The sequence below is a fragment of the Streptomyces sp. NPDC036764 genome (assembly GCF_055609385.1).
Map to the genome: position 1 here is coordinate 375,107 of NZ_JBVJPT010000007.1, position 14,068 is coordinate 389,174.

Genomic DNA, 14,068 nt, shown 5'->3' on the forward strand with positions numbered 1-14,068 from the left:
CGCATGCCCTCCAGCCCGTCACGGCCCACACCGAGCCGGCCGCCCAACTGGCGTCCCGCCGGGCGGCCCGGCCGCCTCGGCGCCGGCTGAGGCCGGCTCCGGCCTCCTCACTCACCAGGCCGCCGGAACATCGCACACCGACAGGAAGAGCAGTATGCCCCGCTTCAGCATCATCGTTCCGTCCCACGGGGTCGCTGGCCGGCTCTCCCAGGCGCTGGACTCGACCCTGGGCCAGTCCTTCGGCGACTTCGAGCTGATCCCGGTCTCGGACGGCCCCGACGCACCGGCGCAGGGCGTGGCGGCCCGGTACGCCGAGCGGGACTGCCGGGTGGCGCCCGTGCACTCGCCGCCGGCGGCCGGGCTGGCCGGGGCGCGCGATGCCGGGCTGCGGGCCGCGACCGGTGACTGGCTGCTGTTCCTGGACGGCGACGACATGCTGGTGCCGGGCGCGCTGACGGCGCTGGACGCCCGGCTGGGCGAGACCGGTGACGTGGACGTCCTGTACTTCGAGCACGAGCGCACCCCGTGGTGGACGGGCGAGCCGACCAACCCGGCAGCTTCCGTGCTCGCCCGCACACCGGACGGGGTCTTCCCGCCCGAGCGTGCGCCGCACCTCACCGGCGTGGAGCTGCCGGCTTGGAGCGCGGCCTACCGCCGTGCCTTCCTCACCGAACGGCAGCTCACCTTCCCCGAGGGCCGCTTCACCGACATCGGCTTCGGCGGTCTGGTGGTGCTGGCCGCCGAGCGCGTGGCGGTGCTGCGGCAGGTCGTCGTACGGCATCTGCTGCGCCGGCAGGGCAACCGGCTGGGCCTGCCGGGCGGGTATCACCTTGAGCTGCTCGCACAGGTCGAGCTGGTGCTCGCGCGGGCCGCCGAGCTGGGGCTGTCCGAGGAGCGGTTCGGGCCGCTGTTCGAGCAGCTCTTCGCGGCCGTGTTGAAGACGGCCGCCCATCCGCGTCGGCTGCCGCGCCGGCGCCGGGCATTCTTCCAGCGGGCGAGCGGGCTGTACCGGCGGTACCGGCCCGCCGGGTACCGGACGCCGGGCGGCAGTCTCGGGGTGCAGCACCGGCTGCTGGCGAGCGGGGCGTACGTGGCGTTCCGGGCGCTGCGCGGGGCCAACCGGGCGCTGGCGAGGGCGGCTTCGGCGGTGCCGCGTCCACGCGGGCTGCGCACCCGGCTGCGCTACCGGCACCGACTGCGGACCCGGCTGGACGCGAACCTCGCCGTGTACTGCGCGTACTGGGGCCGCGGCTACGTCTGCAACCCGGCGGCGATCCACGCCAAGGCGCGCGAACTCGCCCCGCACATCCGCTCGGTGTTCCTGGTCGAGGCGGACCATGCGCACACCGTGCCGCAGGGCGTGGAGCACGCGGTGATCGGCAGCCGCGAGTACTGGGACGTGCTGGCCCGCGCCAAGTACCTGATCAACAACGCCAACTTCGCGGACGCCGTGGTCAAGCGCAAGGGCAGTGTCCATCTGTCGACCCAGCACGGCACCCCGCTGAAGAAGATGGGCGCCGACCAGGCGACGTACCCGGTGGTGGCCGCGGCCACCGGCAGCTTCGCCAGGCTGCTGGCCCGCGTGGACCGCTGGGACTTCAACCTGAGCTCCAACCGGCACTCCACCGAGATGTGGGAGCGGGCCTTCCCCGCCTCGCACGAGACCCTGGAGTACGGCTATCCGCGCAACGACGTCTACTGCACGGCGACCGCCGACGACGTCGCGCGCGTGCGCCGCGAACTGGGCATCCCGGAGGACAAGAAGGCGCTGCTCTACGCGCCCACGCACCGCGACCACGCCACCGGCTTCGAGCCGGGCCTCGACCTACGGGCCCTGTGCGAGGAGATCGGCGACGAGTACGTGGTGCTGCTGCGCGCCCACTACTTCTACGACCAGGGCGCCGCGCGCGGCACCGGCCCGGTCATCGACGTCACCGGGCACCGCTCCGCCGAGGACGTGTGCCTGGCCGCCGACGCGCTGATCACCGACTACTCGTCGATCATGTTCGACTACGCCAACCTGGACCGGCCGATCGTCGTGTACGCCGACGACTGGGACGTCTACCGGGAGCTTCGGGGCGTCTACTTCGACCTGATGGAGTCGCCGCCGGGCCGGGTGGCGCGGACGCCGGGCGAGCTGGCGGCCGTGCTGCGCGACGGCTCGTACGCGGACGAGGAGGCCGGTGCCCTGCGTGCCGCGTTCCGTGAGCGCTTCTGCCAGTTCGACGACGGGCACGCCGCCGAGCGTGTCGTACGCCGGGTGCTGCTGGGGGAGCCGCCCGAGGCGCTGCCGCCGGTGGTCCCGCTCGCCGAGCGCATCCCCGCCCCCGCCGCGACGACCCTCGTGAGGAGCTGACGTGCCCCGCTTCAGCATCATCGTGCCCGTCTTCAAGGTGCAGGGCTTCCTGCGGGAGTGCCTGGACTCGGTGCTCGGGCAGTCGTACTCCGACTTCGAGGTGATCGCGGTCGACGACCGCTCCCCCGACGGCTGCCCGGCCATCCTGGACGGCTACGCCGAGCGCGACGCACGCGTGCGTGTGCTGCACCTGGCGGAGAACGTCGGCCTCGGCCGCGCCCGCAACGCCGGTCTGGCGCAGGCGAGCGGCGACTACGTCCTGTTCCTCGACAGCGACGACCACTACACGCCGGGCCTGCTGGAGGCGGTCGCCGCGAAGCTGGAGGCGACCGGCGACCCGGACATCGTGGTCTTCGACCATGTGCGCACCCACTGGTGGGGCCGCGGTGGCCGCAGCACGTCGGCGGACCTGCTGGCGGCGGCCGGCACCGGCACGGTCAGCGTGCGGGAGAACCCGGAGTATCTGCACCTGTTCCTGGTGGCCTGGAACAAGGCGTACCGGCGTGACTTCTTCCTCGAGCACGAGCTGGCCTACGCCCCGGGCCTGTACGAGGACGCGCCCGTCACCTACCGCTCGATGGTGCTGGCCGACCGCATCGCCTGTCTGGAGCGGATCGGGGTCGAGTACCGGCAGCGCCGGCAGGGCGCGATCACCAGGACGCCGGGGCGGCGGCACTTCGACATCTTCCCGCAGTACGAGTCCCTGTTCGCGTTCCTGCGGCAGCGCCCGGACCTGGCGTGGGCGTGCCCGCCGCTGTTCGAACGGGCCCTGGACCACATGCTGTTCGTGCTGGCCCGCGAGGACCGGGTGCGGCTCGGGCACCGGCCGGACTTCTACCGGGCGATCCGCTCCTTCTACACCCGGCACGTCCCCGAGGGCTTCGTCCCGCCCGGCGGCACGCGCGGCCAGGAGATGCGGCTGCTGGCCACGGCGTCGTACGAGTCGTTCGCCGCGGCCCGTGTGGTGCGTGAGCTGCGCGGGATCGTCGGGAGGGGCAAGCGGCGGGTGACGCGCGTGGCCGGGCAGCGGGCCAGGCGCGCCGTGTACGCGGCCCGGTCGAGGCGGCCCCTCGATCCGCATCTCGCCGTGTACTCGGCGTTCTCGCACCGGGGTGTGCTGGGCGATCCGGCGGCGATCCACGCGAAGGCCGGCGAGATCGCCCCGCACATGAAGGGCGTGTGGGTGGTGCGGGAGGACGCGGTGGACACGCTGGCGCCCGGCATCGACTTCGTGACGCCGGGCTCGCGGCGCTACTACGAGGTCATGGCGCGGGCGACGTACTGGGTGAACAACGTCAACTGGCCCGGCACCCTGGCCAAGCGCCCCGGCAGCGTGCACATCCACACCCATCAGGGCACGCCGCTGAAGTACATGGCGGCCGACCTGCTGACCAAGCCCGGCGCACGGCACGGCTTCGACGTGCCGAAGATGCTGTGGCGGGCCGACCGCTGGGACCACAGCCTGGTGGCCAACCGGCACTCGGAGCTGGTGTGGGAGCGGGCCTACCCGTGTCACTTCGCGTCGGCGCGGACGGGCAGCCCGCGCAACGACGTGCTGGTGAACGCGGGCGCGGAGGCCACTGAGGCGGCCCGCGCGCGGCTCGGTGTCCCGGCCGGGCACACCGTCGTGCTGTACGCGCCGACCCGCCGCGACTACCGCCGTGGCGGCCATGTCGACCGGATCGACCTGGCCCGGTTCGCCCGGGACCTCGGCCCGGGCCACACCCTCGTCGTACGGCTGCACCCGTCGCTGTCCACGGGCATCGCGCGTGGGATGGGCCTGGCCGAGCTGCACCGGCGGGGCGTGCTGATCGACGCGACGGACGAGCCGCACGTCGAGGACGTCATGCTCGCGGCCGACGTCCTGGTCACCGACTACTCCGCCCTGATGTTCGACTACGCCAACCTGGACCGGCCGATCGTGATCCACGCCGACGACTGGGGGGCGTACACAGCGAGCCGGGGCGCCTATTTCGACATCACCGCCGACGCGCCGGGCCATGTGTCGCGCTCCTACCGGGAGTTGGCGTGGCTGTTCGCCTCCGGGACCTGGCAGGACGCGGAGTCGGCGCGGCTCAGGCGGGGATTTCGGGAGCGGTTCTGCGAGTTCGACGACGGACTGGCCGCCGAGCGGGTCGTACGGACGCTGATGCTGGGTGAGGTGATGGCGGGGCCGGCGGCGGGACGGGTCCCGGGTCCGGCGACCGCGCCCTCACTCCTGGACGCCCACTGACAGGATCACTCGATGAGGTGAAGTGAGGCAGTGTCGTTGACCCCATTGGGAACATACGACAAATGCCCCGAACCGATACGACCTCACCTGTCGGAAAGGCGGCCGTCGGCACTCTCGTCCGGAGGAGGGTGCGCGGTGTCACCGCGCTGCGCGGCGGTCGCGGCCCGCGTCCGACGCCGTACCAGGTCTTCGGCTTCCTGTTCTTCCTGGTGATGCTGCTGGCGTACTGGGCCGTGCCGCTGTGCTGCGACGCGGGCCAGCACGCGGCGGTCGTGGAGCGGCTGAAGGCCGATCTGCTCCATCCGCGCCATCCGATGGCGGACCTGCCGGGCGCTGGCAGCCCGTACTACTCGCCGTACGCCCTCGCACAGGGCGCCTTCGCCCGGCTGACCGGGCTGGGCGGCTGGGAGGTGGTGCGGCTGGCCGGGGTGCTGAACCTGGCGGTGCTGCTGACGGGCATCGGCCGTTTCGTGCGGGTGCTCACGCCGCGGCCGTGGGCGCCGGTGCTCGCACTGGGCGCGATGACGCTGCTGTGGGGGACCGAGCGGGCCTGGTGGAGCGGGTACCTCAGCCTGATGTCGATGACCGGCAACCTCGGATACCCGTCGGCGTTCGCCATCGGGCTCACCTTCTGGGCCTGGGCCTGGACGGGGGCGCGGGCCCGTGGGCAGGGGCTGGTGCGCTACGTCGGGCCGAGCGGGCTGCCGGGGTTCGCCGGGTACGCCGGGCTCGGCACGCTGTACGCGCTGATCCTGCTGATCCATCCGATCACCGCGGCCGCCGCCGTGCTGGGGGCGGTGGCGTTCGTCGCCGGGTGGCAGCGGGGGTGGGGGGCCGCCGTGCTGGTGCGGTGGGCGGTGACGGCGGGGGTGGCGCTGCTGGTCGCCTGGTCCTGGCCGTACTTCGATGTGTTCGCGCTGGCCGGGGACCGCAGCGTGGACTGGATGCACCGGCGGCTGTACGAACAGCTCCTCGGGCAGTTCTGGCTGGCGCTGCTCGGGCTGCCGGCGCTGTGGCTGCGATGGCGGGACTCCCGGCGCGATCCGCTGGTGCTGCTGTTCGCACTCGACTGCCTGCTCGTGGCGTACGGCTGGGCCGGCGGCCACTACACCTACGGCAGGATCCTCGGACTCACCCTGGTGCCGCTGCAGTTCGCGCTGGCGGTGGAGCTGGCGGCGCCCCGGCCCTGGAGCAGGGCGCGCCGGGTGCTGGGCGGGGCCGCGGCGGCCGGGGCCTGTGTCGGGTTCCTGACCGTGCAGGGCGGGGCGGTGGTGCCGCGGGCACTGGACCCGGTGGGGCTGGAACAGCCGTCGCGCTGGCCGTCGTACGCCTGGGTGGCGCGGCACGTCGGCAAGGGCGAGGTCGTGATCTCCGACGGGCACCACGCCCCGCGCTCGATCCCCGGGTACGGGCCGGACCTGGCCGCGCCGATCTGGCCCGATCCCGCCCTGGACGAGCGGGACCGGGAGCGCCGGCTCGCCGATGTCCGCGCCTACCTCTCCCCCGCGTCGACCCGCGCCGAGCGCACGACCGTCGCCCGGCGCTATCACGCGCGCTGGCTGTTGCTGACGCGGTGGAAGCGGGTGCCCGAGGAGGCGGTGGTGGTGGCGTGGAGCCGGGAGACGGGGGAGGTACTGGCGCGGATCGGGTCCTGACGGGCGCCGGGCTTCGGGGTTCCTACTCGATGACGAGGTCGACGTCGATGTTGCCGCGGGTGGCGTTGGAGTAGGGGCAGACCTGGTGGGCCTGCTCGACCAGCTTGCGGCCGGTCGCCTCGTCCAGGGTGTCGGGCAGTTCCACGCGCAGCGTCACCTTCAGACCGAAGCCCTCGCCCTGCTTGCCTATGCCGACCTCGGCGGTGACGGCGGCGTCGGTGACGTCGACCTTGGCCTGGCGGCCGACGAGACCGAGGGCGCTGCCGAAGCACGCGGCGTAACCGGCGGCGAAGAGCTGCTCCGGGTTGGTGCCCTCCCCGTTGCCGCCAAGCTCCACCGGCGGGGCCAGCTTCAGGTCGATCCTGCCGTCGTTGGAGACGGCGCGACCGTCACGGCCGTGGGTGGCGGTGGCGACAGCGGTGTAGAGCGCGTCCATGGGAACCATCCCTCTCGATTCGTGGTCCGGCGGCTCCGTTGGCGGCCCCGGACGACCACAAGTAGAGCACACAATTCAATTGCACACAACTAAATGACGGGCAGGGGCTACCCTGGAGGCATGACGACCACGCCCACGGCGGACTGGCTCCGCCTCGACCAGCAGATCTGCTTCTCCCTGCACGCCGCCTCACGCGCCTTCGGCGGCGTCTACCGCGTGGTCCTGAAGGACCTGGGACTCACCTATCCGCAGTACCTGGTGATGCTGGTGCTGTGGGAGCACGGCGACCTGCCCGTGAAGAAGCTGGGCGAGCATCTGCGCCTGGACTCCGGCACGCTCTCGCCGCTGCTCAAGCGTCTGGAGGCGGCCGGCCTGGTGCGCCGGGAGCGCAGCGCCCGCGACGAGCGCTCGGTGGAGGTGCGGCTCACCGAGGAGGGCGTCGCGCTGCGCGAGCGGGCGCTGCAGGTGCCGCGCCGGATCGCCACGGCGACGGGCTTCGACAAGGACGCCATCGGCGCGCTGCGGGAACAACTGGACCAGCTCACCGAGGCGCTGGACGCGGCGGCGCTGGAGGAGCAGGGGCGCGACGCCTGACCGGCGTGGCCGCCATCGGTGCGCCAACGACCGCTCCGCACTCCCCCACCCGGCACCGGCAGCCACTGCACCTGTCCGGCCTGTGCCCGCGACATCGCCGTCAGCGGCAGCAGCGCGACGCCCACGCCCGTCACGGCGGCTCCCCAGGCGGCCCGCGCCCGCTTCGGCGCCCGCGTCGCCGCGAGCGTCACCGCATGCGCGCACACCACCGTGCACGGCGTCCACGCCCTGCACCAGCCGCCAGATCTCCGGCAGCGACCGACGCGCGACCTGGTACGTCACCCCCTCGTCCCGCCACATGCCGTCCCGGTCGAGGCCCCACAGCCCGAGGCCGAGCATGACGGCGACGGGCCCGCACACGGCGACGACGGGGACCGCGCCACGCGGGCAGCCGCTCCTTTCCGGCTCCTGTTCCGCGTTCCACAGGACCGATTTTGTTCTATTAACTGACGATTATTTGTCATTGACGGCATATCTCCGCGAGTACGGCATACACCCGGCCTACGATCCCGGTGACGCACCACTTCCGCCCCGAACCGCCGTCGCCCGCCAGTGAACCGGAGCCCGGACGCCGCCGTCTTCCGGCTCGGGCCACAAGTCCCTGTCAGCGTGCGGTAACCCACCATTCCTACGACTCCGGAACGCGGCCCCATGGACCCTCACGCCCCGCACACCGCGCCCGTACCGCGGGTCGGCGTCGTGGTCGTCGGCTACAACGACGCCGCGCACGTGACGGCCGCCGTCCGCTCGGCGCTAGCCCAGGGTCCGGTCGTCCGTGAGGTCGTCGCCGTCGACGACTGCTCGACCGACGACAGCGCGGAACTGCTCACGCGCCTCGCCGCGACCGAACCGCGGGTGCGGGTGGTCCGGCGCCGGGTCAACAGCGGCGGCTGCGGCAGCCCGCGCAACACCGGCCTTGACCGGGTGACCTCGCCGTACGTGATGTTCCTGGACAGCGACGGCATCCTGACGCCGGGCGCGGTCGACGCGCTGCTGAGGGCGGCGACGGACACGGAGGTGGCGGGCGGGCTGTGCGTGCGGCGGGAGCTGCCCGAGGGGCGCGAGACACCCTGGGAGGCCGCCCTCTACGCCACGCACGCCGTGTACGAGCGCCCGGCGCAGCGCCCGCGCCTGGTCCACGACACGCTCTGCGTCAACAAGCTCTACCGCACCGACTTCCTTCGCGAGAGGGGCATCCGCTTTCCCGAGGGCCGGTTCCGCTACGCGGACTTCGTCTTCAGCGCGCGCGTACTCGCCGCCGGCCCGCGCATCGCCCTCGTCCCGAACCGGGTGTACGTCCGGCACGTACGCCGCTGCGCCGACCGGCCGCCCACCTCCGTGGACCGGACCGGCATGGCCGACTGGCGGGCGCGCACGGAGGCGAGCCGGGCGGCGTACGAGATCCTGCTGGGCGCCGGGTGCAAAGAGCTCGCGCGGGAGGCGCGGGCGAAGTTCCTCGACCGTGAGCTACGGACATACGCACGCGAGCTGGAGTCGCACGACGCGCACCACCAGCGCGCGTGGTGGACGCTCACGCGGGCCTATCTCGCCGAGTACGACGCATCCGACTGGGAGCACGACCCCGCCGCGCCCGGCTGCCTCGTCGGCCGTGTCGTCCTGGCCTCCCCCGAGCCCCGTGACCTGCCCCGCATCCGGGACCTGGCCTCCCGCCCGGCCCGCCTGCCCCCTCCCTACGCCCACGCCCCCGACGGCACGCCCGTCTGGTCGGCCGGCCTCCCCCAGATCACCCTCGAAGCCCTGCTGACCCGCCCCGTCCGCTTCCTCCCCCTCGCCGTCGACGCCGAACTGCGGCCACGCGCGCGTGACGCCCTTGTGCGGCTGCGTCTGCACGAGCTGTACGGCCGGGTGGCGCAGGCGGGGCCGGAGGCGCTGGAGGTGGAGTGGCGGTGCCGGGCGACGGGGCGGACGGCGGGGCGGGGTACGACGGTGCGGCTCGCGGCCGACGGTGACGGGAGCACGGGCGTCTTCTGGTCGGCGGAGGTGACCTTCCGGTGGGCCGCGTTCGCGGTCGGCCGCAGGCCCGCCGACGGGGCGCGCGCGTGGGAGCTGCGGCTGCGGGTGCGCTTCCGGGGCGGCGCGTACCGCGAGGTCACGGCACAGGTGCGCGCGGACGCCGAACTGGCGCGCCGGTGCGCCGTGGTGGGCGCCCGGCACGCCGTCGTCATCGTGCAGCCGTACACGACAGACTCCGGGGCGCTCGCGCTACGCGTGGCCCCCGGTTTACGGGGAGTCATGTCAGTTGTCCGTGACAGACTCCGCCGCCTGCTTCACTGTCACTCACGACCACAGGCCCATTGACGAGGGGACGGCCGCACATGTCCTGGCTGATCACCGGCGGCGCCGGTTACATCGGAGCGCACGTCGTACGGGCGATGACCGAGGCGGGCGAGCGCGCCGTGGTCTACGACGACCTGTCCACCGGCATCGCCGACCGCGTGCCCGACAGCGTCCCGCTGGTCGTCGGCTCGACCCTGGACCGTGAGCGCGTCGCCCGCGCCATCGCGGCCCACCGCATCACCGGTGTCGTCCATCTCGCGGCGAAGAAGCAGGTCGGCGAGTCGGTCGAGCTGCCGCTGCACTACTACCGGGAGAACGTCGAGGGCCTGCGGATCCTCCTGGAGGCGGTGACCGCGGCCGACGTGCGGTCCTTCGTCTTCTCCTCCTCGGCGGCGGTGTACGGCATGCCGGACGTCGAGCTGGTGACGGAGGAGACGCCGTGCGCGCCGATGTCGCCGTACGGCGAGACCAAGCTGGCGGGCGAGTGGCTGGTACGGGCGACCGGCCGCGCGACCGGCCTGTCCACGGCCTCGCTGCGCTACTTCAACGTGGCCGGCGCGGCCACCCCCGAACTCGCCGACACCGGCGTCTTCAACCTCGTCCCCATGGTCTTCGAGAAGCTGACGGAGAACGCGCCCCCGCGCATCTTCGGCGACGACTACCCGACCCCCGACGGCACCTGCATCCGCGACTACATCCACGTCGTCGACCTGGCGGAGGCCCATGTGGCCGCCGCCCGCGCCCTCCAGGGCTCGCCGGGCCACGCCCTCACCCTCAACATCGGCCGGGGCGAGGGCGTTTCGGTGCGCGAGATGATCGACCGGATCAACGCCGTCACCGGCTACGACCGTCCGCCGACCGTCACCCCGCGCCGCCCCGGCGACCCGGCCCGCGTCGTCGCCTCCGCCGACCGCATCGCCACCGAACTGGACTGGAAGGCCAAGCACGACGTCCAGGACATGATCGCGTCGGCGTGGGCGGGGTGGGTACGGCAGCATCCGGACGCGGCACGCGACTGACCCGACCTCGCCGGTGCGCGAGCCGCCCCGGCGGGCGGCTACGAGTTGTTCAGATACGTCAGCACCGCCAGCACCCGGCGATGTCCGCTGTCACTCTGCGGCAGGCCGAGTTTGAGGAAGACGTTGCCGATGTGTTTGTGGACGGCGCGTTCGGTGACGACGAGCGTTTTGGCGATGGTCGCGTTGTCGTGCCCCTCGGCCATGAGGGCCAGCACCTCGCGTTCGCGCGGGGTGAGGGAGTCCAGCGGCGAGCCGGCGCGGCGCGTCAGGAGCTCGGTGACGACCTCGGGGTCCAGGGCCGTGCCGCCGGCCGCGACCCGCTCCAGGGCGTCGAGGAAGTCGTCGACCCGGCCGACCCGGTCCTTGAGCAGATAGCCGAGGCCGCTCGCGCCGCCGGCGAGGAGCTCGGCGGCGTACTGCTCCTCGACGTACTGGGAGAGCACCAGGACCGGCAGTCCGGGCAGTTCCTCGCGTGCTGCGAGTGCGGCGCGCAGCCCCTCGTCGCGGAAGTCCGGCGGCATCCGCACATCGAGGACGGCCGCGTCGGGACGCTGTTCCAGCAGGGCGGGCAGGATCTCGGGGCCGGTGCCGGCGACGGCGACGACCTCGTGCCCGGCCGACGTCAGCAGCAGGACGAGGCCCTCGCGCAGCAGGGCGTTGTCCTCGGCGATCACGACTCTCACGGCAGTTCCGCCTCTACTCCGGACAAGGCTCCGCACCGGTCACCGTGCGCGGTGACACCGCCTCGCTCGACGGGCGGGCGCTGCGCGCAGCCTACTCACAGCGCCTTGAGGGCGTGTGCGGTGGCACGGGAGAGAGCGTCCAGATAGCCCTTGGGCACCTTGGGGCTGCGGATCACCACGGAACGCCAGTACAGCGGGCCCGAGATCAGGTCGAGGGCCAGCTCCTCGTCGATGCCCGGACGCACCTCGCCGCGCTTCTCCGCGGCCATCACGATGCCGCTGGCCACGCTCGCCTGCCCGTCCCGCAGCGCCTTCTGCACGGCCTCGGCGATCTCGGGGCTGCGGGCCGCCTCGGCCTGGAGGTCCGGGAGGATCTGCGAGGCCAGGGGGTGCCGCAGGGCGCGCGCGGTCACCTCGTACAGCAGCCGCAGATCGCCCTGGAGGGAGCCGGTGTCCGGGACGGGCAGCCCCATCACGGCCACCGCCGACACCACGTCAAGGACCAGGTGCAGCTTGGACGGCCAGCGCCGGTACACCGCGGTCTTGCCGACGCCCGCCCGGCGCGCGATGCCCTCGATCGACATGCGCGCGTAGCCGACGGCCGCCAGTTCCTCGAAGACGGCCGCCCGGATGGCCTCGGTCACGTCCTCCCGGAGCACGGCCGCCCCGGCCGGGGCCCGGCGGCGCGCAGGCGTCTGCGGCTGGTCGGCGTTGCTCGTCATGCGGACCAGCATAGGGCGTTACGACGATACGGTCCCGTCCCTACGTCGCCGGCATCTCACTGACGCCACGACGATACGGTCCCGTCCCCACGTTGCCGTTACCTCGCTCACGCCACGACGAAACGGTTGCGTTCCGACGCCCGATCGCCCTACGCTCACGTTGCGACGATACGGTCCCGTCCCGACGTAAGAAGACGTGAAGAGTCACGTAAGAGAACGTCGCCGCACCCCTCCCCCCGAGCGAAAGCAGCGGATGTGAGCCAGGTCCTCGACACACCGCCCCCGACGACGCCCGCCCCGGCCCCGACCGACCTCGCGGCCCTCGCCGCCCGGCACGGTCTCGCGGTCAGCGGTGCCCGCCCCTCCCTGCCCGAGTACGTCCGCCAACTGTGGGCGCGCCGCCACTTCATCAGCGCCTTCGCCACCGCCAAGCTCACCTCCCAGTACAGCCAGGCGAAGCTCGGCCAGGTCTGGCAGGTGATGACGCCGTTGCTGAACGCGGCGGTGTACTACTTCATCTTCGGCCTGCTGCTCAACACCAAGAAGGGCGTGCCGGACTACATCCCGTTCCTGGTGACGGGCGTGTTCATCTGGACGTTCACACAGAGCTCGATCATGGCGGGCACCCGCGCGATCTCGGGGAACCTGGGCCTGGTGCGGGCCCTGCACTTCCCGCGGGCCGCGCTGCCGATCTCCTTCGCGCTCCAGCAGCTCCAGCAGTTGCTGTTCTCCATGGCGGCCCTGGTCGTGATCCTGCTCTGCTTCGGCATCCCGGTCACCGCCTCCTGGGTGCTGGCGTTCCCGGCGCTCGTGCTCCAGTTCACCTTCAACGCCGGCGTCGCGATGGTCATGGCCAGGATGGGCGCGAAAACGCCGGACATCGCCCAGCTCATGCCGTTCGTACTGCGGACCTGGATGTACGCGTCGGGCGTGATGTTCAGCATCACCACGATGATGAGCAAGCACAAAGACCTGCCGTCCTGGGTGACCACGGCCCTTCAGTGCAACCCCGGCGCCGTCTACATCGACCTGATGCGCTTCGCGCTGATCGACAGCTTCCACGCGAACCAGCTCCCGCCGCACGTGTGGGCCATCGCGACGGGCTGGGCCCTGCTGGCAGGCGTCGGCGGCTTCATCTACTTCTGGAAGGCTGAGGAGACGTACGGCCGTGGCTGAGAACACCACCGACAACATCCCCACCGTCATCGCCGACGGCGTCGACATCGTCTACCGCGTCAACGGCACGGGCGCCGGCCGCGGTTCCGCCACCGCCGCCCTCAACCGCATCCTGCGCCGGGGGCAGGCCGAGAAGGCAGCGGGCGTGCGCAAGGTGCACGCGGTCAAGAACGTCTCCTTCGTGGCGTACCGGGGTGAGGCCATCGGGCTCATCGGCACCAACGGCTCCGGCAAGTCGACGCTGCTCAAGGCGGTCGCGGGCCTGCTCCCGGTGGAGAACGGCCACATCTACACCGACGGCCAGCCCTCCCTGCTCGGCGTGAACGCGGCCCTGATGAACGACCTCACCGGCGAGCGCAACGTCTACCTCGGCGGCCTCGCGATGGGCATGTCCCGTGAGCAGGTCAAGCAGCGCTACACGGAGATCGTCGACTTCTCCGGCATCAACGAGAAGGGCGACTTCATCACCCTGCCCATGCGCACGTACTCCTCCGGCATGGCGGCCCGGCTGCGCTTCTCCATCGCCGCCGCCAAGGACCATGACGTGCTGCTGATCGACGAGGCGCTGGCGACGGGCGACCGCTCCTTCCAGAAGCGCTCGGAGGCCCGGATCCGCGAGCTGCGCAAGCACGCGGGCACGGTGTTCCTGGTCAGCCACAACAACAAGTCGATCCGCGACACCTGTGACCGTGTCCTGTGGCTGGAGCGCGGCGAGCTGCGCATGGACGGGCCGACGGACGAGGTGCTGAAGGAGTACGAGGCGTTCACGGGCGACAAGGCGGCCAAGCCGAAGCCCAAGCCGGCGCCCGCCCCTGTTCCCTCGTAAGGCGCGACTCAGGGGCATCCCGTGGATGCCGCAATCGTGAGCGCCCCGGGCTGTGACAGCCCGGGGCGCT

Annotated in this window: 12 protein-coding genes; 9 read left to right on the forward strand and 3 right to left on the reverse strand. The window is 72.3% G+C overall.

Going from position 1 to position 14,068, the window contains the following annotated elements; all coding sequences use genetic code 11:
- Positions 1–154: 154 nt before the first annotated feature.
- From ACZ69Q_RS26625 to ACZ69Q_RS26635, 3 genes are all read left to right on the forward strand, one after another.
- Positions 155–2,356: a bifunctional glycosyltransferase/CDP-glycerol:glycerophosphate glycerophosphotransferase gene (locus tag ACZ69Q_RS26625; protein ID WP_471046282.1), complete on the forward strand. Its 2,202-nt coding sequence runs from the start codon at positions 155–157 to the stop codon at positions 2,354–2,356.
- A gap of 1 nt (position 2,357) precedes the next feature.
- Complete coding sequence (locus ACZ69Q_RS26630) at positions 2,358–4,589, forward strand: bifunctional glycosyltransferase/CDP-glycerol:glycerophosphate glycerophosphotransferase (protein WP_471046284.1); 2,232 nt, start codon at positions 2,358–2,360, stop codon at positions 4,587–4,589.
- A 62-nt stretch (positions 4,590–4,651) separates the two neighbouring features.
- Positions 4,652–6,244, forward strand: a complete 1,593-nt coding sequence (locus tag ACZ69Q_RS26635) for a hypothetical protein (protein WP_471046286.1) — start codon at positions 4,652–4,654, stop codon at positions 6,242–6,244.
- A gap of 22 nt (positions 6,245–6,266) precedes the next feature.
- On the opposite strand, the gene ACZ69Q_RS26640 is transcribed toward ACZ69Q_RS26635, so the two are convergent.
- Positions 6,267–6,680, reverse strand: coding sequence for an organic hydroperoxide resistance protein (locus ACZ69Q_RS26640; RefSeq protein ID WP_471046288.1), 414 nt, complete (start codon positions 6,678–6,680; stop codon positions 6,267–6,269).
- 120 nt (positions 6,681–6,800) lie between these two features.
- Between ACZ69Q_RS26640 and ACZ69Q_RS26645 the strand changes: the two genes are divergently transcribed.
- The 4 genes from ACZ69Q_RS26645 to galE all read left to right on the forward strand — a co-directional run bounded on the left by ACZ69Q_RS26645 (position 6,801) and on the right by galE (position 10,591).
- Entirely contained in the window at positions 6,801–7,274 is a 474-nt protein-coding gene (locus tag ACZ69Q_RS26645) for a MarR family winged helix-turn-helix transcriptional regulator (RefSeq protein WP_471046289.1), read from the forward strand.
- A gap of 18 nt (positions 7,275–7,292) precedes the next feature.
- Positions 7,293–7,724: a hypothetical protein gene (locus tag ACZ69Q_RS26650; protein WP_471046291.1), complete on the forward strand. Its 432-nt coding sequence runs from the start codon at positions 7,293–7,295 to the stop codon at positions 7,722–7,724.
- A gap of 201 nt (positions 7,725–7,925) precedes the next feature.
- Positions 7,926–9,593 (forward strand): glycosyltransferase family 2 protein, encoded by a 1,668-nt coding sequence (locus ACZ69Q_RS26655; protein WP_471046293.1) that lies wholly within the window; start codon positions 7,926–7,928, stop codon positions 9,591–9,593.
- Positions 9,594–9,610: 17 nt separating this feature from the next.
- Positions 9,611–10,591: a UDP-glucose 4-epimerase GalE gene (gene galE / locus ACZ69Q_RS26660; protein ID WP_471046294.1), complete on the forward strand. Its 981-nt coding sequence runs from the start codon at positions 9,611–9,613 to the stop codon at positions 10,589–10,591.
- A 38-nt stretch (positions 10,592–10,629) separates the two neighbouring features.
- On the opposite strand, the gene ACZ69Q_RS26665 is transcribed toward galE, so the two are convergent.
- Both ACZ69Q_RS26665 and ACZ69Q_RS26670 read right to left on the reverse strand, forming a co-directional pair.
- Positions 10,630–11,274: a response regulator transcription factor gene (locus ACZ69Q_RS26665; RefSeq protein WP_471046295.1), complete on the reverse strand. Its 645-nt coding sequence runs from the start codon at positions 11,272–11,274 to the stop codon at positions 10,630–10,632.
- 95 nt (positions 11,275–11,369) lie between these two features.
- On the reverse strand, positions 11,370–12,008 hold the full coding sequence (locus ACZ69Q_RS26670) for a TetR/AcrR family transcriptional regulator (RefSeq protein ID WP_471046297.1): 639 nt from the start codon (positions 12,006–12,008) through the stop codon (positions 11,370–11,372).
- Positions 12,009–12,251: 243 nt separating this feature from the next.
- Here ACZ69Q_RS26670 and ACZ69Q_RS26675 point away from each other — a divergent pair, with 243 nt between their 5' ends.
- Both ACZ69Q_RS26675 and ACZ69Q_RS26680 read left to right on the forward strand, forming a co-directional pair.
- The gene (locus ACZ69Q_RS26675) at positions 12,252–13,172 is read left to right on the forward strand and encodes an ABC transporter permease (protein ID WP_471046299.1); all 921 of its coding nucleotides are present in this window, start codon (positions 12,252–12,254) and stop codon (positions 13,170–13,172) included.
- Positions 13,165–13,998 (forward strand): ABC transporter ATP-binding protein, encoded by an 834-nt coding sequence (locus tag ACZ69Q_RS26680; protein WP_471046300.1) that lies wholly within the window; start codon positions 13,165–13,167, stop codon positions 13,996–13,998. Before ACZ69Q_RS26675 ends, ACZ69Q_RS26680 begins: the two co-directional genes overlap by 8 nt.
- Positions 13,999–14,068: the final 70 nt, after the last annotated feature.